At 64.4% G+C, this 20,476-nt stretch carries 20 protein-coding genes and 1 pseudogene; 6 read left to right on the top strand and 15 right to left on the bottom strand.

Annotation, left to right across the window (positions count from 1 at the left end; translation table 11 throughout):
• Window positions 1-37 precede the first annotated feature (37 nt).
• Together ubiH and J2W94_RS16425 are read left to right on the top strand one after the other, a co-directional pair.
• A complete protein-coding gene (gene ubiH / locus J2W94_RS16430; protein WP_310095752.1) occupies window positions 38-1,261 on the top strand; it encodes a 2-octaprenyl-6-methoxyphenyl hydroxylase in 1,224 nt (407 codons plus the stop codon).
• Window positions 1,258-2,505 carry an FAD-dependent oxidoreductase gene (locus J2W94_RS16425; protein ID WP_310095750.1) on the top strand — a complete coding sequence of 416 codons (1,248 nt, stop codon included), beginning with the start codon at window positions 1,258-1,260 and terminating at the stop codon, window positions 2,503-2,505. The genes ubiH and J2W94_RS16425 overlap by 4 nt, the downstream gene beginning before the upstream one ends.
• Window positions 2,506-2,714: 209 nt before the next feature.
• Here the strand turns inward: J2W94_RS16425 and J2W94_RS16420 are convergent, their stop codons facing one another.
• From J2W94_RS16420 to J2W94_RS16390, 7 genes and pseudogenes are all read right to left on the bottom strand, one after another.
• On the bottom strand, window positions 2,715-3,437 hold the full coding sequence (locus tag J2W94_RS16420; protein ID WP_310095748.1) for a hypothetical protein: 723 nt from the start codon (window positions 3,435-3,437) through the stop codon (window positions 2,715-2,717).
• 80 nt (window positions 3,438-3,517) lie between these two features.
• Window positions 3,518-3,853 carry a hypothetical protein gene (locus J2W94_RS16415; RefSeq protein WP_310095747.1) on the bottom strand — a complete coding sequence of 112 codons (336 nt, stop codon included), beginning with the start codon at window positions 3,851-3,853 and terminating at the stop codon, window positions 3,518-3,520.
• Between the two features lie 3 nt (window positions 3,854-3,856).
• Window positions 3,857-4,063, bottom strand: a pseudogene (locus tag J2W94_RS16410) (alkylphosphonate utilization protein); the annotation flags it as partial.
• Between the two features lie 42 nt (window positions 4,064-4,105).
• Window positions 4,106-5,152 (bottom strand): 23S rRNA (cytidine(2498)-2'-O)-methyltransferase RlmM, encoded by a 1,047-nt coding sequence (gene rlmM / locus J2W94_RS16405; RefSeq protein WP_310095745.1) that lies wholly within the window; start codon window positions 5,150-5,152, stop codon window positions 4,106-4,108.
• Window positions 5,153-5,275: 123 nt separating this feature from the next.
• The gene (locus J2W94_RS16400; RefSeq protein ID WP_310096148.1) at window positions 5,276-5,839 is read right to left on the bottom strand and encodes a nucleoside deaminase; all 564 of its coding nucleotides are present in this window, start codon (window positions 5,837-5,839) and stop codon (window positions 5,276-5,278) included.
• A complete protein-coding gene (locus J2W94_RS16395) occupies window positions 5,839-6,282 on the bottom strand; it encodes a hypothetical protein (RefSeq protein WP_310095743.1) in 444 nt (147 codons plus the stop codon). Before J2W94_RS16395 ends, J2W94_RS16400 begins: the two co-directional genes overlap by 1 nt.
• Before the next feature lie 211 nt (window positions 6,283-6,493).
• The gene (locus J2W94_RS16390; protein ID WP_310095741.1) at window positions 6,494-8,263 is read right to left on the bottom strand and encodes a glutamine--tRNA ligase/YqeY domain fusion protein; all 1,770 of its coding nucleotides are present in this window, start codon (window positions 8,261-8,263) and stop codon (window positions 6,494-6,496) included.
• 121 nt (window positions 8,264-8,384) lie between these two features.
• Between J2W94_RS16390 and J2W94_RS16385 the strand changes: the two genes are divergently transcribed.
• Window positions 8,385-8,648 carry a DUF2007 domain-containing protein gene (locus J2W94_RS16385; protein ID WP_310095738.1) on the top strand — a complete coding sequence of 88 codons (264 nt, stop codon included), beginning with the start codon at window positions 8,385-8,387 and terminating at the stop codon, window positions 8,646-8,648.
• Window positions 8,626-10,866: a sensor domain-containing diguanylate cyclase gene (locus J2W94_RS16380; protein WP_310095736.1), complete on the top strand. Its 2,241-nt coding sequence runs from the start codon at window positions 8,626-8,628 to the stop codon at window positions 10,864-10,866. The genes J2W94_RS16385 and J2W94_RS16380 overlap by 23 nt, the downstream gene beginning before the upstream one ends.
• A gap of 40 nt (window positions 10,867-10,906) precedes the next feature.
• On the opposite strand, the gene J2W94_RS16375 is transcribed toward J2W94_RS16380, so the two are convergent.
• From J2W94_RS16375 to ahpC, 5 genes are all read right to left on the bottom strand, one after another.
• Window positions 10,907-11,548 (bottom strand): hypothetical protein, encoded by a 642-nt coding sequence (locus tag J2W94_RS16375; protein WP_310095735.1) that lies wholly within the window; start codon window positions 11,546-11,548, stop codon window positions 10,907-10,909.
• On the bottom strand, window positions 11,545-12,513 hold the full coding sequence (locus J2W94_RS16370; RefSeq protein WP_310095734.1) for a transaldolase: 969 nt from the start codon (window positions 12,511-12,513) through the stop codon (window positions 11,545-11,547). The genes J2W94_RS16375 and J2W94_RS16370 overlap by 4 nt, the downstream gene beginning before the upstream one ends.
• A gap of 42 nt (window positions 12,514-12,555) precedes the next feature.
• On the bottom strand, window positions 12,556-13,524 hold the full coding sequence (locus J2W94_RS16365; RefSeq protein ID WP_310095733.1) for a LysR substrate-binding domain-containing protein: 969 nt from the start codon (window positions 13,522-13,524) through the stop codon (window positions 12,556-12,558).
• A 153-nt stretch (window positions 13,525-13,677) separates the two neighbouring features.
• A complete protein-coding gene (gene ahpF / locus J2W94_RS16360) occupies window positions 13,678-15,276 on the bottom strand; it encodes an alkyl hydroperoxide reductase subunit F (protein ID WP_310095732.1) in 1,599 nt (532 codons plus the stop codon).
• A 110-nt stretch (window positions 15,277-15,386) separates the two neighbouring features.
• Window positions 15,387-15,950, bottom strand: coding sequence for an alkyl hydroperoxide reductase subunit C (gene ahpC / locus J2W94_RS16355; RefSeq protein ID WP_310095731.1), 564 nt, complete (start codon window positions 15,948-15,950; stop codon window positions 15,387-15,389).
• Between the two features lie 170 nt (window positions 15,951-16,120).
• On the opposite strand from ahpC, the gene prmC reads away from it, so the two are divergent.
• Both prmC and pip read left to right on the top strand, forming a co-directional pair.
• Window positions 16,121-16,960 (top strand): peptide chain release factor N(5)-glutamine methyltransferase, encoded by an 840-nt coding sequence (prmC, locus tag J2W94_RS16350; RefSeq protein WP_430540639.1) that lies wholly within the window; start codon window positions 16,121-16,123, stop codon window positions 16,958-16,960.
• 251 nt (window positions 16,961-17,211) lie between these two features.
• Window positions 17,212-18,153, top strand: a complete 942-nt coding sequence (gene pip, locus J2W94_RS16345) for a prolyl aminopeptidase (protein ID WP_310095729.1) — start codon at window positions 17,212-17,214, stop codon at window positions 18,151-18,153.
• 38 nt (window positions 18,154-18,191) lie between these two features.
• On the opposite strand, the gene J2W94_RS16340 is transcribed toward pip, so the two are convergent.
• The 3 genes from J2W94_RS16340 to J2W94_RS16330 all read right to left on the bottom strand — a co-directional run bounded on the left by J2W94_RS16340 (window position 18,192) and on the right by J2W94_RS16330 (window position 20,462).
• On the bottom strand, window positions 18,192-19,019 hold the full coding sequence (locus J2W94_RS16340) for a transglutaminase-like domain-containing protein (protein WP_310095728.1): 828 nt from the start codon (window positions 19,017-19,019) through the stop codon (window positions 18,192-18,194).
• 107 nt (window positions 19,020-19,126) lie between these two features.
• Window positions 19,127-19,930, bottom strand: a complete 804-nt coding sequence (locus tag J2W94_RS16335; protein WP_310095724.1) for an N-formylglutamate amidohydrolase — start codon at window positions 19,928-19,930, stop codon at window positions 19,127-19,129.
• Window positions 19,911-20,462, bottom strand: coding sequence for an NUDIX hydrolase (locus J2W94_RS16330; RefSeq protein ID WP_310095722.1), 552 nt, complete (start codon window positions 20,460-20,462; stop codon window positions 19,911-19,913). The genes J2W94_RS16335 and J2W94_RS16330 overlap by 20 nt, the downstream gene beginning before the upstream one ends.
• Between the last annotated feature and the right edge of the window lie 14 nt (window positions 20,463-20,476).

Here is a 20,476-nt window from a genome sequence, read left to right as displayed (position 1 = left end):
AACGGAGAGCCCGACGCAGCGGGCTTATCATAGGCGCATGACCGAAACACACGATGTATCCACACACGATGTACTCATCGTCGGCGGCGGCCTGGTCGGCGCCAGCCTGGCCATCGCGCTCGATCGCCTGGGGCTGGACATCGGCTTGGTGGAAGCCACGCCCGCCGGCGTCATGCCCGCGGTCTTCGACCAGCGCAACCTCAGCTTCGCCGGCGCCACCGTCAACGCGCTGACCGCGCTGGGAGTGATGGCGAAGCTGCGCGCGCCCACCGGCCAGATTCGACGCATCCATGTCAGCCGACAGGGCGACTTCGGCAGGACCAGGCTAGAGGCCGCCGACTACGGGCGCGAGACTTTCGGGCAGGTTGTGATCGCACGCGATTTCGGCGAGGCGCTGGAAGCGCGATTATCGGAACTGCAGCGGCTCACCCGATATCGTCCGGCGCGCTTCATCGGGTTGGGCGAATTGCGGGAAGGATCGCGCAGTCTGCGCATCTCCGACGACCAGGGCGAACGCGAACTCTCCGCACGCCTGCTGGTCGCTGCCGATGGCACCCGCAGCGGCCTGCGCGAGGCACTGGGGATCGGCGCCAGCGAGCACGACTACCGGCAGACCCTGTTCGTCGCCCGCATGCGCGCGGAGCAGGCCCCGGACGGCACCGCCTACGAGCGTTTCGGCGAACACGGCCCGACCGCGCTGCTACCGCGTGGCGACCGTCATTTCGGCGTGGTCCATGGGGTGGCGAGCGAGCGTGCGGAGGAAGTTGCTTCGCTCGACGCTGCGGCGTGGATCGACCGCATCCAGAACGTCTTCGGCTGGCGCGTGGGTCGCTTCCTTTCCACCGGCGAGCGCAGCGTCTATCCGATCATCCAGGTGGTGGCCGAACGCACGATCGCCGCGCGCGCGGTGTTGCTCGGGAACGCCGCGCAGACCATCCATCCCATCGGCGCGCAGGGCTTCAATCTGGGCTTGCGCGATGCGCTGACGCTTGCCGAGTTGATCGAGCAGGCGCAGGACCCCGGCGCTTCGGCGTTGCTGGACAGCTACGCAGAACGGCGTCGCGAGGACCGGCGGCGCACGCTGGAATTCTCCGATGGACTGGCGCGCATTACCGGCAATGCATCGCCATTGGCGCGTCCGTTGCGCAGTCTCGGTTTGCTGGCGGCCGACAATTCGACGGCACTGCAGTCGATGTTGGTGGGCGGCGCGATGGGGTTTCGCGGCAACGTCCCGGCGTTATGCCGCGAGGCAGTGCGATGAATCGACGCGCTCGCCTCGATATCGCGATAGTCGGTGGTGGCGTGGTGGGAGCGGCTTGTGCGCTGTCGTTGGCCAAACTCGGCCTGGAGGTCGCGCTGATCGAAGGGCGCGAACCTGCGCACTGGTCCGCCGGCACTCCGGACCTGCGGGTCTACGCCTTCGCGCCGGATAATGCGGCGCTGCTCGACGGTTTGGGCGTTTGGGATTCCGTTCGCAGCGCTCGCGCCCAGGCCTACCGGCGCATGCGCGTATGGGACGCGTCGGGCGGCGGCGAGCTGTCGTTCGATGCCGACATGCTGGGGCGCGACCAGTTGGGCTGGATCGTCGAGAACAACCTGCTGGCCGAGCGTCTGTGGGCAGCGCTGCCGGCAGCGGGTGTGCGGCTGCATTGTCCGGCGCGGGTCGAATCGATGGAACAGGACCCTTCGACAAGCTCAGGGCAGGCTCCTTCGACAAGCTCAGGGCAGGCTCCTTCGACAAGCTCAGGGCAGGCTGGCGGCGTGCGTCTGCGGTTGGACGACGGCACGCGTGTGGAGGCGCGGCTCGCCATCGCCGCCGACGGCGCCGATTCCACGCTGCGTCGGCTGGCGGGCCTGCAGGTGTCTTCGCACGACTATCAGCAGCGTGGCGTGGTGGCATTCGTCGAAACCGAAAAGTCTCACGAGTTGACCGCATGGCAGCGGTTCTTGCCGGCCGGCCCGCTCGCCTTCCTGCCGTTCGTGGACGGCCGCAGTTCCATCGTCTGGACCTTGCCGAACGAGGAGGCGGATCGGGTGCTGGCGCTGAAGGACGAGGCTTTCGATCGCGAACTGACCGGCGCTTTCGAAGCGCGGCTAGGCCAAGCGCGCGTGGTCTCCGCTCGTGCGGCCTTCCCTCTGCGCCGTCAGCTGGCCGACGCTTACGTCTCCGGCAAGGTGCTGCTGGTGGGCGATGCGGCGCACGTGGTGCATCCGCTAGCCGGGCAGGGCGTCAACCTGGGGTTGCGCGACGTCGCCAGGTTGCGGGACGCCATCGCCGACGCGCAGTCGCGGCGCGTGGATTGGTCCTCGGCGCATCGCCTGGCGCGCTGGTCGCGCGAATGCCGCAGCGAGAATGCCGCCGCGGCTTATGCGTTCGACGGCATCAACCGCGTGTTCTCGAACGACGAGATGCACGCCACGCTGTTGCGTGGATTCGCGCTGGGGCTCGCCGGGAAACTGCCGCCGCTGGCGAATCTGTTCTGGCGCAAGGCCTCGGGCTTGTAGCGCTCCTTACCCTGCGCGTCCTCAAGGAGGAGTCCTACAGGGCGCAGGGAGGGAAGACAGGGAAGAGTGCTTTTCGCGATAAACCTTCAGTCGTCATCCCCGCGAAGGCGGGGATCCAGCGACTTGAGGCTGTGAAGAGCAAAGGCGCTGGGTTCCCGCCTTCGCGGGGCTCTCAACAGCCGAATGGCTGGTCATGACGATCTAAATTTTCATCCGGGAATGAAGGGAAACACGATCTTCAACAGCCCCTTGAGGCCGCCTTCAGCGGTACTCACGATCGCCTTCGCACCCAGGCTGTTGAGCGCGTTGCGCACTTCCTGCCAGCGCAACTTGGTCACGTCTTTCTTCAGCAGGTCGGCGACTTCTTCCGCGGCGGGCGCCAGCTTGTTCAACTCGTCGGTGATCGCCTTGGGATCGGGCTGCAGGTAGCCCCACTTCTCGGCGATTTTTAGCAGGGTGTCGAAACGCACCGCCATCACGTCGCGGTTGCGTTCGTATACCGGCAATGCACCCACATCCAGGATCGCCTGCTCGAATTGCTGCTGGTCGTCGGGATGCTCCACGCGGATCGCCAGGAAGCCTTCCTTCTTGCTGCGTTCGCTGACGTGCTTGGCGCCCGAGCGCAGGTTGTCTTCGGTCAGCACGCTGGCCACGATCCGTTGCAGGGCCGCGTCGCTTTCCTCGGGCACCAGCGCCCGCCAACGGGCGTAACCATCACGACGCAAGGCCTTGACCTTGGCTGGGGTCACCCGCAAGCGCAATGCGGCGGCCGCATTGGAATCGCTGCGCTGGATGGCGCCGTCGCGTTCCAGCAGCACGAAGATCAGCAGTTCCAGATCGCGTTTGGTCAGCGACTGGAAACCCTGCAGCAGGGTCAGTCGCAGGAATTCGTTGGCGAACCCGGCGGGGTCCTTGAGTTCTATGGGTTGCATGCTGGCTTTCCTCGTCAGGGGAGTAGCTTGCCACGCCGGGATTGCAGGGGATGAGACCGCACCCTTGCCGAAGGGCGGGTTCAGCGCGTCAGGGCGTACGCGGCCAAGGCAAAAGCAAGAATTGCGACGGTGGTCGCGATCAAGGTCAGCTGGCTGGCGCGGCGCAATCGACGCTCGGCCTGGTCCGCGCCTACCTGCAGAACCTCGATGGTCTTCTGCATGTCGGTGGCCAGCTTCTTGATCGAGTCTGCGTTCTGCGTGGCCGCATCCTGCAACTGGGCGATCTGCTCGTCGAGCAAATCCATTCGCGTCTGATGGCTATTGTCCACCTGCGGCGTGCGGGTGAACAGCGGGCGCGCCATGCGGATGATTTCAGGCAGCGAGGAAGCGGCGATGGTGATCCAGGTGGCGGCCATGGCTCAGGCCTTTTTCAGGAAGCAGGTCTTCAGCACCAGGTCCTTGATCTTCTCGACCTTGCATTCGATCTCTTCCTCGTCGTCGGTCAGGTGGATGCCCTTGATCAGGGTGCCGCGTTTGATCGTCAGCGAAGTGCCCTTGACCTTGAGATCCTTGATGACGGTGACCGAATCGCCCTCGCTGAGCGGGGTGCCGTTGCTGTCTCTTACGTTCATGGCGTGTTCCTGGGATGTTCTTCTACGAAGTTCGAATTATCGCTGGCTGGTGGCGAACACTGTGATTTCTTCGCGGTCGTGATACAGCTGCTTGGCGCGCACCATGACCGGTTTCTCCGATTGTTCGACGAAAAGATCCAGACACAGCTGCGTCTCGTCCCAGCGTTTCTTCATCGGCAGTTTCAAGTTGAAGACCGCATGCCTGCACCAGCCTTCGCGGAACCAGGTGGCCATGCGCTCGGCCACGCGCCGCGGTTGCTCCACCATGTCGCAGACCATCCAGTCCAGCGCTTGCGAGGGCTTCCATTGAAAGCCGTCCGCACGCAGGTGCTCCACCAGTCCGCTGTCCATCACGTTCTGGCGCAGTGGTCCGTTGTCCACGCTGATCACGCGAAGGTGATGACGGGTGAGGATCCAGGTCCAACCGCCCGGCGCGGCGCCCAGATCGGCGGCGCTCATGCCGGGCTTCAACAGTGCTTCGCGTTCGCCCGCATCGAGCAGGGTCAGCAGGGCTTCTTCCAGTTTCAGCGCCGAACGCGAGGGCGCGTCCGACAGCAGCTTCAGGCGCGGAATGCCGAGCGGCCACGGGGAGCTGTCCAACGGATCGGCAACCGCCAGGAATGCATGGTCGCCGTCCACGAAAACCACGTGCAGTCGCGGAAACCTCGGATTTTCCTTGTCCGTCATCAAGCCCGCCTTGCGCAGCGCGGGACGCAAGGCATTGCCGAAGCTGCGGGCCAGGCCGGCCAGCGGCTTGGAGGTATCCGAATCGGGATGCTCGACCCACAGGTCGCCGAAACGCGATTGCCCCGCGAGCGCCACGAGCATGGGCGTGATGCGGTCTTTCGGATCGAGTCCGCGAAGTTCGGCGATCAATCGGAGTTTCTGTCGCGCATAAATCAGTTCGCGCCAGGGCAACGCTTTCGAAAGCGCCCCGCCATCGTCGCAAATGAAAACCACGTGGGCGCTATTGCGTTCGGTACGCGCGTAACCGGGATGGCCGGCCAATGCCGCTCGCTCGCTCAGTTCGGCGGCCAGTTCCGGTTCAAACCCCTGCCGGCAGTAGCAGACCAGACCGGTCATGCGTCATGCCCCGTAGGAGCGACGTGAGTCGCGAAGGAATGCCTTCCGGGCTCGACGCCGTCATCGAAAGAGCACACGGCGCGATAGTCGCGACTCACGTCGCTCCTACGGAAGCGTGGTGCGTCAATAACGGTCGCCGCCGCGTTCGCCGTACGTACGCAGCACCTCGCGTGCGGCATCGCGATTGAGGTCGCGGACCACTTCGATGCCGCGCTTGTTCAGTTCGCCGATCCAGTCGGCGGGAAGCGGGCCTTCGTCGAACTCGGTCAGCTCCATCACGTCTTCGGCGCGCGCGCCGATCAGCAGGCGGTCGATGCCGGCCCACACGGTGGCGCCGTAGCACTGGCAGCACGGTTGCGAGGAAGTGGCCAGGGTCACCGCGCCGCCCACGCGCTCGTTCAGGCGCGCGGTTTGCAGGCGTTGCTGGGCCAGCATGTAGGCCATGTTCTCGGCATGGGCGAGCGAGGTGTTCTGCGGGAGAACGCGATTGACGCCGACCGAGATGATGCGGTCGTCCGGCCCGAAGACCACGGCGCCGAAGGGCCCGCCGGTGTTCGCATCGATATTGACGCGCGAAAGTTCGATAGCCAGCGCCACCTTGTCGGCATCGCTGGCGTACAACGCCGAGGCATCGACGGTTTCATGCACCCAGGCCGGCAGAGTGAGATGGACTTGCGCGTAGAGCATCATTGGACCTGCGGCGTCGCGCCACCAGCAGGCGCGCATTGACCGTCGTCGCACTGGCAGGCGCTGATCTCTTGGAAGCCGCAGACGCTCATCATTCCCTTCGCCGCGCACTGCGCCTGCACGGCGGCAGGATCGGTCGGGCTGTCCTTGTTGACGCAGGCCGGCATCGCGCCGCAGCAGTTGCCGACGTTCTTCACCGCGCAATCGGCGTTGGTCTTGCAACTGGTGACGACGGCGACCTCCGGTTTGACCTTGCGTGGCGGCGTGGGCGAGGACATCGGCGGAGCCGCACGCGGCGGAGGCGCCGCCGGTGGTGCGGGTGGTGGCGGAGGTGTGCTCCCGGCCAGGTTGCCAGTAGCCGGTTCGGTGGTGTTGGGCGCTGCGCAGGAAGTCAGCGAAAGCGCGATGACTAGCGGGACCAGTATTGAGGCGATGAGGCGCATGGCGTATCTCCTGTAATCAGATAAATTCAGTCGTCGTCCCCGCGAAGGCGGGGATCCAGCGACTTGAATTCTGAAAGGTAAAGTCACTGGGTTCCCGCCTTCGCGGGGCTCTCAACAGCCGAATGGCTGGTCATGACGGTCGAATTGTTACTGCAACCACTCGCATTACCTGCGCTAGCTGCCCTTGTTACGCAGCGAGCGACTGACAACATCAGCTTTTCGCCGCCCAGGTATCGCGCAGCGTCACGCTGCGGTTGAACACCGGTGCATCGCTACGGTGGTCTCGGCGGTCGGCGACGAAATAACCGATGCGTTCGAACTGGAACGACTGCTCCGGCGCAGCGTCGGCGGCCGCGGGCTCCACATAGCCCCGCACCGACTTGCGCGATTCCGGATTCAGGTAGTCCTGGTAGGTCTTGCCTTCCGACTCGTCGTCCGGATCGGGCACCGTGAACAGACGGTCGTACAGGCGGAACTCGGTCGGCACGGCGTGCTTGGCGCTGACCCAGTGGATGGTTCCCTTGATCTTGCGTTCGGCGCCTTGCATGCCGGGGCGCGATTCCGGATCCAGCCAGCCGCGCAGTTCGACGATCTCGCCGGTCTCGTTCTTGACCACTTCATCGCAACGCACGATACCGGCGCCGCGCAGGCGCACTTCGCCGCCGAGGATCAAGCGCTTGAAGCCCTTGGGCGGGACTTCGGCGAAATCCTCGCGTTCGATCCACAATTCGCGGGAGAACGGAATCTGGCGCTTGCCGAAGGATTCGTCTTTCGGATGGTTGGAAAACGTCAGCGTCTCGTCGTGGTCTTTCGGCAGATTCGCCAATACCAGCTTGACCGGCTCCACCACCGCCATGCGGCGCGGCGCGGCAGCGTCCAAGTCGTCGCGCAGGCAGCCTTCGAGCACGCTGAAATCCAGCAGCGAATTCTGCTTGCTGATGCCGACGCGGTCGATCAGCAGGCGCAGCGCGGCCGGCGTGTAGCCGCGGCGGCGCAAGCCCTGCAAGGTCGGCATGCGCGGATCGTCCCAGCCGTCGACGAGCTTATCGCCCACCAGCGTGGTCAGCTTGCGCTTGCTCATTACCGTGTAGTTGATGTTGAGGCGCGAGAATTCGATCTGGCGCGGCTTGGCGGCTTCCTTCGGCAGTCCGCGATCCAGCAGCGGTTGCAGCAGTTCGGGGTGGCCGGTCAGATCCACCTTGTCCACGCACCAGTCGTACAGCGGCCGGTGGTCCTCGAACTCCAGTGTGCAAAGCGAGTGAGTGATGCCCTCGATCGCATCGCCCAAGGCGTGGGCGAAGTCGTACATCGGGTAGATCGGCCAGGCGTTGCCGGTATTTTGGTGTTCGACGTGTTTGATGCGGTACAGCGCGGGGTCGCGCAGGTTCATGTTGCCGCTGCCCATGTCGATCTTGGCGCGCAGGGTGCGCGCGCCATCGGGGAATTCGCCTGCGCGCATGCGCTTGAACAGGTCGAGATTCTCTTCCACCGTACGGGCCCGGAACGGCGACTCGCGCCCGGGCGCGGTCAAAGTGCCGCGGTACTCGCGCATGGCCTGCGCGTCCAGATCGTCCACATAGGCCAGGCCGTCGCGGATGAGTTTTTCGGCGGCCAGGTAGTACACGTCGAAATAATCCGAGGCATGGCGCAGCTGCGCCCACTCATACCCCAGCCAACGCACGTCGTCCTGGATGGCGGCGACGAATTCGGGGTCTTCCTTGGCCGGATTGGTGTCGTCGAAGCGCAGGTTGCAGATGCCGCTGAACTCGCTGGCGATGCCGAAGTTCAGGCAGATCGCCTTGGCATGGCCGATGTGCAGGTAGCCGTTGGGCTCGGGCGGGAAACGGGTATGGATGACCGTGTGCTTGCCGCTGGCCAGGTCGTCGCGGACGATCTGGCGGATGAAGTCGTTCTTCTCGCCGGGCGCCGGAGTTGCGTGGGCATCGTGGGGCGAGGAGGGATCGGTAGAGACAGCGGACATGCGTTGAGGAAACCTGGCGTTCGGGGTCACAGTTTAGCCGACGCACCCGTACAGTTCCTGCGAGCGGGCCATGGTTTTCGCCAGAACTGGGGTTACTCTGGGTCGGTGTCCGGGAGTCGCCGTGCAAGTCGTCTATCGCGCAAACAACCTGATCGAAGCCCATCTGCCCAAGCACGCGCTGGAAGGCATGGATATTCCGGTGTTCATTTTTGGCGAATCCCTACTGGGAGGCGCGGGCGAGCTGCCGCTGTTCGGCGTCTTGCGGGTCTGCGTTCCGGACCCTTATCTCGACGAGGCCACGAGCTGTCTGCAAGCGCTGCATCTGGAGCAGGCACGCGACCACCACGGTGAGGAGGATCCGGGTGCGCTACCTGCCACGGGGTAATCCGCGGTGGCGCATGCAGGGCAGTGGCCTGCGCTTGCTGGCATGGGGTCTGTTGGTCCTGTCCGCGACTGTGGCCTGGGAGGGCATTGCGCGCGCTGCGCAAACCTCGGCAGCGCCCGCGCTGGAAGTCCCCGTGAGCTTGCAATTGCTGGATGCGCAGCCGCGGGCCCACCTCAGCGTCGACGGCGACGGGGTGGTGCTTCCGCCGGAGGGAAGTCCGGCGCGGTTCCGCTTGAGTTTCGACCTGCCCAGCCGCAATCCGGACGGATCGCCCTGGCAGCTGCGGTTCAACCGGATCGAACTGAAGGAACTGCAACTCCAGGCCCCAGGCTGGCACCCGCCGGCGCAGGATTTCTTCCGTCCCCAGCCTCACGACGGACTGTTGCCGATGGCTTTTTCACAAACGTTGCCCGCCCACTGGCGAGGACCGGTCAGTGTCGATGTGACCGCCAGTACCGAACTGGCGCGCACTTTGCGCCCACAAGTCGTACGCATGGCGCTGGGAGCCGAGCAGGACAAGCGGTCGCTGGCGGTCGCGATCGCCTTGTACGCCTGCCTGCTGGTGCTGGCCATTGTCGCGGTATCGCTTTGCCTGGGTGCGCGCGAGCTCGCGTTCCTGAGCTTTCTGGCTTTCGTGAGCGCCTCGCTCCTACTGATGTTGGTGGTCAACGGGCACGCCTACACCGTTCCATTCCTGGCCTGGCTGAAACCGTTGGGAGGACAGGGCACCAATATCGCCATGCTGCTGGTGAGCGCGTCGGGGATCTGCACGGCACGCGACTTCGCCGGCCGGCGCCCGGACAACCTCTGGCTGCGCTGGACGCCCGTCGCGGGCGCGTCGGCGATGGTCGCGCTGGCCGCGGCCGGATTGTGCGGCTTCGCCTTCGCGCCGGAGACCATGCAGATACTGGTGATCATCGGCTGGGCGGCGGCGGCCGTGCTCGCGATGCTCGCCTTCTTCAGCGCGATCCTGCGCAAGGCGTGGCTGGGCTGGCCGCTGCTGACCGCACTGATCATGCTCGGCATCAGTTGCACGCTATTCGAACTGAGCGTGCGCGGAATGGCGGATCCGTTCTGGGGCAGGTTCGGTTACCAGATCGGATTGGTGCTGGTGGCGGTGGTGCTGGTGGTCGCGTTGATCGGCCGCATCGCGGATTTCCGCCTCAAGCACGAACAGGAGCGCATGGCCCGCAAGGCCAGCGAACAGCGGTTGCGGCAACAGCAGGCCTACACCGACCTGGCCGATCTGCTGCGCAAGCGCCTGCAGGACGTCGCCAGCAAGGATCTGGAGTGGTATGCGGTTCAAATGGCGATGGAAAGCCTGTTGCCCTGGCTGCAGTTGAATTCGGCCACTATCATTCTTTCCCGCCCTGGCTACGACCAGACCCGGATCACCGAGCCGGTCACCCACACCTCGCGCCTGTCCGCGTTGATCGACGTCAACGATGCGACCCTGCGCGCGGTGGCGCAGCGGAAGTTGCCGATGGCCGAGCTGATCATGAATCCGGTGCCGGGAAGCACGCGGGCACGCGCGGCGAGCATGGCCTATGCGGCGGTGCCGCTGACCACGGGCAAGGGCGATGTGGGCGTGGCGCTGCTGGAACGGGTGGGTCCGCAGGCGTTCAGCGCGGAAGAACTCGCGCTGGTCGATCAGTTCGGGCAACTGGTGTTGCAGCAGACCGCGGAAGCCCGGGAGACGCAAAAGCTGCGCCGTTCGGCCGAACTGGACGCGCTGACCGGCATGCTCAATCGCAACGCGATCGACCTGGCGCTGAGCCATGCGTTCATCGAAGCCCACAAGAATGACAAAACCCTTGCGGTGCTGTTTATCGACGTGGACGGTTTCAAGCTGGTCAACGACACCTATGGCCATGCCTGTGGCGATCAATGCCTCAGGCATCTGGCCGATGTCCTGAGCCGGGCCTTGCGGCCGGGAGATCTGTTGGGACGGTACGGTGGAGAGGAGTTCCTGGTCTTGCTGCCTACTCCCGGGGACGATCAGGCGCGGGAAATCGGCGAGCGGATCCGTCTGCAGATCGAGGAGTCGGCAGTGGAATGGCAAGACCAGAAGGTGAAATTGACGGTCAGTGTGGGTGTGGCGACGCGCCTCGTACACGAACAGACCCCGACCCAGGCGCTGGAACGGGCCGATCGGGCGCTTTATTCAGCCAAGCACGAAGGCCGCAATCGGGTAGTCCTGGCAGCGCGGAAACCTTGAGAATCGCGCGATGGATGCCGGATGCGATCCGGCGGCACGATCAAAGCCGCGTGATGCCGCAGACGTAGACTACCTCGCAGGCGCCTCCGCCGGTGTCGTCCCGCGTGGTCGAACTGCGCCAGCGCCAGCCGTCCGGGGCTTTGGCTTCCACCAGCCAGCCATCGATGCGCACGTTATCGCCCTTGCCGATGTCCGCAAGCGCGTCGGCTACCGCATCGCTGGCGGGGATCATGTGCATGTTGGCGCTGTTGCGCGCGATTTCCCCGGGCGGCAGCGGTGGCTGATCTTTCCAGCGATAGTTGTACCAACGCGAGGATTGGCTGATGTCCAGTTGCGACAACACGGCTTCCTCGCGCATGGTTCGCCAACCCAGCGCCAGATCGGTGGGCGAAAGATCGGCTTCCCGCCCCAGGCTGTAGTCTTCGCGCGAAAGCACCCGCGCTTCGATGCTGAAACCCGCCAAAGGCTGAAGCGTCGCGGCGGTCAGTGCGAACGGCCGCATCGAGGCAGGCACATCGCTCTGCAACGGCGCTTCGCCTCTGTCGACCAGGGGTGGCAGCGGACATCCGGAATTCGTGGACACGCCCTCCGGCGCGCTCGCCTTGCGTGGCGAGTGCGAGGAATACCACCAACCCAGTGCGCCAAGCACCAGGCAGGCGATCAGGAAGTTGCGCAGGTTCACGCGGCGGCGGACAAGCGCTCGGCGATGGTCTGACGCAGGCCCACCAGGTCCTTGGCGAAGGCGGCGATGCCGTCGCGCAATTTCTCGGTCGCCATGGGATCGTCCGCCAGATCCTTGGCCAAGCGCTCGGCGTCGATGGGCGCATGCGTGTTCGCTTCGGCCTTGACGGGCGAGAGCTTGCGCGGCAACTCACCGGTTTCCGCTTCCAGTTTCTCCAGCAGGTCCGGCGAGATGGTCAGGCGGTCGCAGCCCGCCAGCGCCTCGATCTGCGCGGTGGAGCGGAACGAGGCGCCCATCACGACGGTCGACGAGCCGCGGCGCTTGAATTCGTCGTACACGCCGCGCACGAACACCACGCCCGGATCCGCATCGATGTTCGACGGCGCTTCACCACGCGCCACATACCAGTCCAGGATGCGGCCCACGAAGGGCGAAATCAGGAACGCGCCCGCTTCCGAACAGGCCAGCGCCTGGGTGCGGTTGAAGATCAGGGTCAGATTGCAGTCGATGCCGGCGCGCTGCAGCTGGCGCGCCGCTTCCACGCCTTCCCAAGTGGCGGCGACCTTGATCAGCACGCGTTCGCGGCCGATGCCGCCCGCGGCGTACATGTCGATGAACTTGTGCGCTTTCTTCACCGTGGCTTCGGTGTCGTGGGCCAGGTCGGCGTCGACTTCGGTGGAAACGCGGCCAGGCACCAGGCCTGCCAGCGCGGAGCCGACCGCAATGGTAAGGCGATCCACCACTTCTTCGACCACCGCTTGTTTGTCGCCCGATTGGGTGCGCGCCCAGGCCAGTTCCTTGTCGATGGCTTCGGCGTAGACCGGCAGATCCAGCGCCTTGCGCACCAGGGTCGGATTGGTGGTGCAGTCGACCGGGCGCAGGCGTTTGACCGCATCGAAGTCGCCGGTATCGGCGACCACGACGGAGAGTTCGCGGAGTTGTTGCAGTTTCGATACTGAGGTCATGGTGTTCTTGGTTGTCCTGAGGTGGGGGCTTCAGTGGGGGCTTTAGTGGCGTTTGCTGCCGGCGGATTTCCTGCCAAGAGCTTGGGGCGGCTGCAGACCGATTTCCGGAGTGGGCGAGAACAACTCCGTCGGCAACTCGGAGAATACCTTCGACAGCTCCAGCAGGAACTCGGCCATCGCCGAGCTCCTGCGCCATAGCATCGCAATCTGGCGGCTGGGATGCGAGTCGCTGAAGCCTAGCAAATGTATGTTCTGTGATCGCGCTACCGGCGGCTTGATCGCCAGCGTGGGCAGCAAGGTGATGCCGACGTTGGCGGCGACCATCTGCCGTAGCGTTTCCAGGCTGGTCGCGCGGAATTCCGATTTTTCGTTCGCGCCCGACAGCCGGCAGACTTCCAACGCTTGCTCGCGCAGGCAATGGCCGTCTTCCAGCAGCAGCAATTTCTGGTCGGATAGTTCGCTGAGGCTCAATGAATCGCGCTGGGCCAGCGGATGGTTCTCCGGCACGGCCAGCAGGAACGGCTCCTCGAACAGGAACTCGCTGTGCAACTGGTCGTCGTGCACCGGCAGCGCGAGCAGGGCCGCGTCCAGCTTGCCGTCGTGCAGGCGCGACTGCAGCACGTCGCTCTTTTCCTCGATCAGCAGCAGCTCCAGATTCGGAAAACGTTCGCGAATGCGCGGGATCACATGCGGCAGCAAGTAAGGTCCCAGGGTCGGGAAGATGCCCAGCCGCACGGTGCCGGCTTCCGGATCCTGGCTGCGGCGCGCGCCTTCCTTCATCTGCTCCACTTCGGCGACGATGCGGCGCGCGCGTTCGGCGGCGTCGCGTCCCGCCGGGGTCAGCATCACCTTGCGCGGCGCGCGCTCGACCAGGGACACGCCCAGTTCCTCTTCCAGCTTTCTGATCTGCGTGGACAGCGTGGGCTGGCTGACGAAGCACGCCGCCGCCGCGCGACCGAAATGCTTGTGGTCGGCGAGCGCCAGCAGGTATTTGAGGTCGCGCAGGTTCATGAAGGTTTCTCCTTCCCCTTCAAGGGGAAGGCCGGGATGGGGATGGTTTTCCGGTCAGGTGTGATTGACGTGCGGCACAAGCTACACCATCCCCACCCAACCCCGGATCCAGTCCGGGGCAGGCTCCTCCCCTTGAAGGGGAGGGCTTGAACATCACGCCGCCTCAACTTCCGCTTCTTCGACAGGCGCCGAAGTGCGGATCAGATGGTCGAAGGCGCTGAGCGCGGCCTTGGAGCCTTCGCCCATGGCGATCACGATCTGCTTGTACGGCACCGTGGTCACGTCGCCCGCGGCGAACACGCCAGGCAGCGAGGTCTGGCCGCGTTCGTCGACGATGATCTCGCCGCGCGGCGACAGCGCCACCGTGCCCTTGAGCCATTCGGTGTTCGGCAGCAAGCCGATCTGCACGAAGATGCCCTCCAGCGCCAGCGTGTGCTTCTCGTTGTTGCCACGGTCTTGGTAGACCAGTCCATCGACCTTCTGGCCGTCGCCGGTGACTTCCGTAGTCATCGCCGAAGTGATCACCTTCACGTTCGGCAGGCTGTGCAGCTTGCGCTGCAGCACCGCGTCGGCGCGCAACTGGTGGTCGAACTCGATCAGGGTCACATGGCTGACGATGCCGGCCAGGTCGATGGCCGCTTCCACGCCGGAGTTGCCGCCGCCGATCACCGCCACGCGCTTGCCCTTGAACAGCGGGCCGTCGCAATGCGGGCAATAGGCCACGCCTTTATTGCGGTATTCGTTCTCGCCTGGCACGTTCATCTGCCGCCAGCGCGCGCCGGTGGACAGGATCACGGTCTTGCTCTTCAGCGACGCGCCGTTGGCCAGCTCGATCTCGATCACGCCGTTGCCCGAAGTGAGTTTCTCGGCGCGCTGCAGATTCATGATGTCCACTTCGTACTGGCGCACATGCTGTTCCAGTTGCGCGACCATCTTCGGACCTTCGGTTTCCGAAACCGAGATGAAGTTCTCGATGGCCATGGTGTCCAACACCTGCCCGCCGAAGCGTTCGGCGACTACGCCGGTGGCGATGCCCTTGCGCGCGGCATAGATGGCCGCCGCAGCGCCGGCCGGGCCGCCGCCGACGATGAGGACGTCGAACGGCGCCTTGGCCGCGAGCTTCTTGGCATCGCGCGCCGCTGCGCCGGTGTCCAGCTTGGCGACGATTTCTTCCACGCCCATGCGGCCCTGGCCGAAGACTTCGCCGTTGAGGTAGATGGTCGGAACCGACATCACCTGCCGTGCTTCGACTTCGTCCTGGAAAAGCGCGCCGTCGATGGCGACGTGCTGGATGTTGGGATTCAGCACCGCCATCAGGTTCAGCGCCTGGACCACGTCCGGGCAGTTTTGGCAGCTGAGCGAGAAATAGGTTTCGAACTTGAGAACGCCGTCAGGGGCGGGACCCTCCAGTTCCTTGATCTGTTCGATCACGTCCTGCGCGGTGCGCGACGGGTGGCCGCCGACCTGCAGCAACGCCAGGACGAGCGAAGTGAATTCATGGCCCATCGGAATGCCCGCGAAACGCAGGTGGATGTCGTGGCCGGGGCTGTTCAACGCGAAAGAGGGCGTATGCGCGTCGGCATCGCGGCGTTCGACCAGGGTGATCTTGTCGGACAGCAACACGATTTCGCCGAGCAGCTCTTCCATCTCGCGGGATTTGGGGCTGTCGTCCAGCGACGCCACGATCTCGATCGGACGCGTCACCTTCTGGAGGTAGGCCTGCAGCTGGGTTTTCAGATCGGACTCAAGCATGGGGGACTCGCGTAGGGGTTGCATAAAGCCCTCCCCCGCGTGCGGGGGAGGGGATCGCCTCTTTGGGGGAGGAGCGTTGTTGCGGGCAATTCGTTGTGAAGAGGGGGCGTTTAGATCTTGCCGACCAGGTCCAGCGACGGCGCCAGGGTCTTCTCGCCTTCCTTCCACTTGGCCGGGCACACTTCACCCGGGTGGCTGGCGACGTAACGCGCGGCCTTGAGCTTGCGCAGGGTTTCGCTGATGTCGCGGGCAATGGCGTTGTCGTGGATTTCCGCGGTCTTGATCACGCCTTCCGGATTGATGATGAAGGTGCCGCGCAGGGCCAGGCCTTCTTCGTCGATATGCACGTCGAACGCGCGGGTCAGCTGATGGGTCGGGTCGCCGATCAACGGGAACTGCGCCTTGCCGACCGCTGGCGAGGTTTCATGCCAGACCTTGTGCGAGAAATGGGTGTCGGTGGTGACGATGTAGACCTCGGCGCCCGCCTTCTGGAACTCGGCGTAATGCGTGGCGGCGTCTTCGACTTCGGTGGGGCAGTTGAAGGTGAAGGCGGCCGGCATGAAGATCAGCACGGACCAGTTGCCTTTCAGGTCGGCGTCGGAAACCTGGACGAACTTGCCGTTGTGGAAGGCATTGGCGGTGAAGGGCTTCACATGGGTATTGATCAGGGACATCTATGCTTCCTTCGTTGGTGGGGTGATTGATAGGGACGGTGAATACTAGTATCGATCGATTGATATCTCTAATCGATTGGTAGCATCATATTGATAGTCAATGACTATTGCGTGACTCGGCTGCTGCTTCTGGGACTCGCAAACGCGCCGCCGCAGATACGATGTCGCCGATGAATACGAGTCCACAGCCCCGACTGGATGCGGTTTTGCGCCAGGCCAGTGAACGTATCGAAGTGGCCGATGCCAGGCCGCTGCTTGCCCATGCCCTGGGCAAGCCGGTGTCCTGGTTGTTCGCGCATGGCGACGAAACCATCGAGATTTCCGCTTTGCAACGTTTCCGCGTGCTGCTCGAGGCACGCGAATCGGGCCGGCCCGTCGCCTATCTCACCGGACGGCGCGGCTTCTGGACGCTGGACCTGGCGGTCACCGCCGATACGCTGATTCCCCGGCCGGAAACCGAACTGCTGGTGGAGCTGGCGATCGCAAGGCTTCCGGTTTCGTCTCCTTCGCGAGCCGCCGATCTGGGTACGGGCAGTGGCGCCATCGCGCTGGCCATCGCGAAAGAGCGTCCGGAATGCCGGGTCATCGCCACGGACGCAAGCGAGGGCGCGCTGGACATCGCCATCGGCAACGGCGAAGGCAATGGCATCCGGAATGTCGAATTCCGCATGGGCAGCTGGTTCTCACCGCTCATGGGCGAGCGCTTCGACCTCATCGCCAGCAATCCGCCTTACATCGCCGAGGGCGACCCGCACCTCGACGAGGGGGATCTACGGTTCGAGCCCGCTGCGGCACTGTCGTCTGGTGCCGACGGGCTGGATGCGATTCGGGAAATTGTTTCCGGAGCGGGTACCCATCTCGTGGCGGGCGCCTGGTTGCTGCTGGAGCATGGCCTGGAGCAGGGCGCTGCGATTCGGGAGCTGTTTGAAGCGGCAGGATTCGTCGATGTCGCCACCGAACGCGACCTGGAGTCGCGCGACAGGGTGACGCTGGGGCGCAGCCCTGGCTAGTTCCTGCTCTCTTTAAGCCGTCATCCCAGCGAACGCTGGGATCCATTTTGATCTTGATCGGCGAAGGTCCAGGCAAAAGTCAAAGTGGATGACCAGCCTCGCTGTTGAAAGGCGCTTCCAGCTTGATCAGTTTCGCTGTTTGAAGACGCTGGGATGACGACGTCGAGGTTCTGAGCACCGAGCTGCGGTGTCGAAAGGGAAGACAGTTCCCGCTGCGTTAAACTTCCCGCCCCGAACCGCGGGCCGCAACCATGCGCCAGCTTTACCCCGAAATAGAACCCTTCGACACCGGCACGCTCAAGGTCGACGACCGCCACACCCTGTATTACGAGCAGTGCGGCAATCCGAACGGCAAGCCGGTGGTCCTGCTGCACGGAGGTCCGGGCGCCGGTTGCAGTCCGAAGATGCGGCGGTTCCATGATCCGGCCAAATACCGCATCGTGCTGTTCGACCAGCGCGGTTCCGGCCGCTCCAGGCCGCACGCCGACCTGGTAGACAACACGACCTGGCACCTGGTTGCGGATATCGAGCAACTGCGCGAAAAGCTGGGCGTGGAGCAGTGGCAGGTGTTCGGCGGCAGTTGGGGTTCCACCCTGGCGCTGGCCTACGCGCAGAAACACCCTCAGCGCGTGACCGAACTGGTTCTGCGCGGCATCTTCATGCTGCGCCGCTGGGAACTGGAGTGGTTCTATCAGGAAGGTTGCTCGCGCCTGTTCCCGGACGCGTGGGAGCATTTCCTCGAACCCATCCCGGTCGTCGAACGCCACGATCTGATTTCCTCCTTCCATCGCCGGCTGACCAGCGACGATGAAGCCACGCGCTTGGCCGCGGCGCGCGCATGGAGCGTGTGGGAAGGCGCCACCAGTTTCCTGCGCGTGGACCACGACTTCGTCAGCGGCCACGAAGACGCGGCTTTCGCGCTGGCCTTCGCGCGGATCGAAAACCATTACTTCGTCAACGGCGGTTTCTTCGAGGTCGAAGAGCAGCTGCTGCGCGACGCGCACAAGATCGCGCACATCCCCGGCGTCATCGTGCACGGCCGCTACGATGTGGTCTGTCCGATGGCCAACGCCTGGGACCTGCATAAGGCCTGGCCGAAGGCCGAGCTGTTGATTTCTCCGGTATCCGGGCACTCGGCCTTCGAGGCCGAGCATGTGGATGCGCTAGTGGGCGCGACGGACAAATTCGCTTGAGCTGCTTTCCTTCTCCCGAATGGAGAAGGAAAAGCGTTTCACCTGGGAATCAACGCTTCCACGAAGGTTTCCTCCGACCACACCTCGAACCGCTCCAGCGTGTTCGGACCGAAGGTATTGCTGATCGCCACGTCCGCCGCATCGCGCCCGCGCGCGATCAGCACACGGCCGATGCGCGGGAAGTTGTGGCGCGCATCGAAGGTGTACCACTGCCCGTCCAGGAAGGCTTCGAACCAAGCCGAGAAATCCATCGGCGCGGTGCTGGGCGGCACGCCGAAGTCGCCGATGTAGCCGGTGCAATAGCGCGCCGGAATATTCATGCAGCGGCACAAGGCCACTGCCGAATGGGCGAAATCGCGGCACACCCCGCGGCCTTCCTCCAGCGCCTGCGCGGCGCCTTTGGTGGCGTTCGCGAATTCGTAGCCGAACTGGATGCGGTCGTGCACGTAGTCGCAGATGGCCTGCACGCGCGCCCAGCCGGTCGGCGTGTGGCCGAACAGATCCCAGGCTTTCTCCACAAGCTTGTCCGTCTCGCAGTAGCGGCTGCCGAGCAGATAGAGCAGGGTTTCCTCCGGCAATTGGTAGACCGGTATCTGTTGCGCCGTCGGCACCACGGCATCGGTCCAGCCGGTGTCGCGCACCACCATGTCCGAAGATACGGTGAAGGATCCGGCGGGCGAAACCAGCCGAGTGCAGACATTCCCGAAGCCATCGTGATACTGCTGCAGGGGAACGGCGGGCGAGGTTTGCAGTTCCTTGGCGATGGCGATATCCGCGCGCCGTGAGTCGTGCAGATTCAACGTCAACAGCATCGGGGTGGGTTCCGGGAAGCTGTGGGTGATTTCGAAACCGAGGCGTATCAGCACGTGGAACTCCGGACAGGGAGCCGCCAGCACTGGGTCGCACCGTGCTGGTGCATCCGGGCGAGAGCGGTGCTGGAAGCGTGGGGTAGCACCGTTGTAGCAGAAGCGGATCAGCCGTGCGTCAAATCCGGCAACAGTCCGGGCAGGAGTCCAGGCAAAAGCCGGGCGAGCCGCTCCGCCCATTCTTCCTGACCCGCCGCATCGGCGATCAGGTCCTGGCGGATTTCCAGCTCCACGTGCAGCAGTCCGCGCTGTTCGCCGTGGACCGGAATGGCGAAATCGGTGGCGTCGCTGACCGCATAGGGTTCGTTGTCGCCGACTTCCAATCCCGGTTCTGCGCGCAACGAGGCGAGCAGGGCGTGTGCTAACCGCGTATCGCGGTGATAAAGGATTCCGGCGTGCCATGGCCGCACGAACTCCGCGAATACCGGAGTGAAGCTGTGCAGCGAGATCAACACCGGCGCGGGGGATTGTTCGCTGCGGCGATCCAGTTCCTGGGTGATGCGCGCGTGGTAGGGCGCGAAGATCTCCAGTGCGCGTGCGGTCTTCGCATCGTCGTCCAGGCTTTCGTTGCCTGGGATCGAAGTTCCATCGCTGACCTCGACAATGGAGCCGGGCGCTTCCAGCGGGCGGTTGCAGTCGATCACCAGCCGCGAGTAGGTCTGCAGGATCGCGAAGGCGTCGAGCTTCTCGGACAGGCGTTCGGCCAGGCTGGCGATGCCGATGTCCCAGCCGATATGGCGGTCGAGTTCCGCCTGCGACAGACCCAGATCGCCGAGGCGCGTGGGAATCCTTTGTCCGGCATGGTCGGCGATCAGGACGAAGGGCGAATCGCCGTGCGCACGGTGGACCGTGAAGGGCGCCGGATCCTCCGCATCCAACAGCGTCGCTGGCTTATCCACGCGGCGTGCCATCCAGGTGGTGGTCGATCATCCACAAGCCGGCCCACAATTTGGCGTCCAGTTCGTAGCCTTCGGTCATTTTCTGCACCAGCCACGCTGCGGCACGGGTGCGCGGAATCTCGTGGACGGTGATGTTCTCGTCGCCATCGCCACCCCCTGCGCCGATCCGCTTGAGACCGGTGGCTCTGACGAAGGCGATCTTCTCGCTGGCCATGCCTGAGGAGGTCGGGCCGATCATCAGCACGTCGGCGTGGGCGGCGGTCCAGCCGGTCTCTTCTTCCAGCTCGCGGATCGCGGAGATCTCGATGGATTCGTCGGCATGGACGTCGCCCACCAGTCCCGCCGGCATCTCGATGGTCGCTGCCTGCAGCGGTACGCGGAACTGTTCGACGAAAAGCACGTTGTCCTCCGGCGTCACCGCGATGATGATCGCGGCCAGTCCGCTGGCGTGGGTGCGTTCCACATATTCCCAGGCGCCGCGCTCGATCATGCGCAGGTATTTGCCTTCGTAGACGGTCTTGGGCGGTGCGGTCTTGTCGTTCATGCGGACATGCTATT

This window comes from Pseudoxanthomonas sacheonensis, assembly GCF_031455975.1.
Lineage (GTDB): Bacteria > Pseudomonadota > Gammaproteobacteria > Xanthomonadales > Xanthomonadaceae > Pseudoxanthomonas_A > Pseudoxanthomonas_A sacheonensis_A.
The sequence above is the reverse complement of the archived record's forward strand: the minus strand, read 5'-3'. Positions and strand labels throughout refer to the sequence as shown.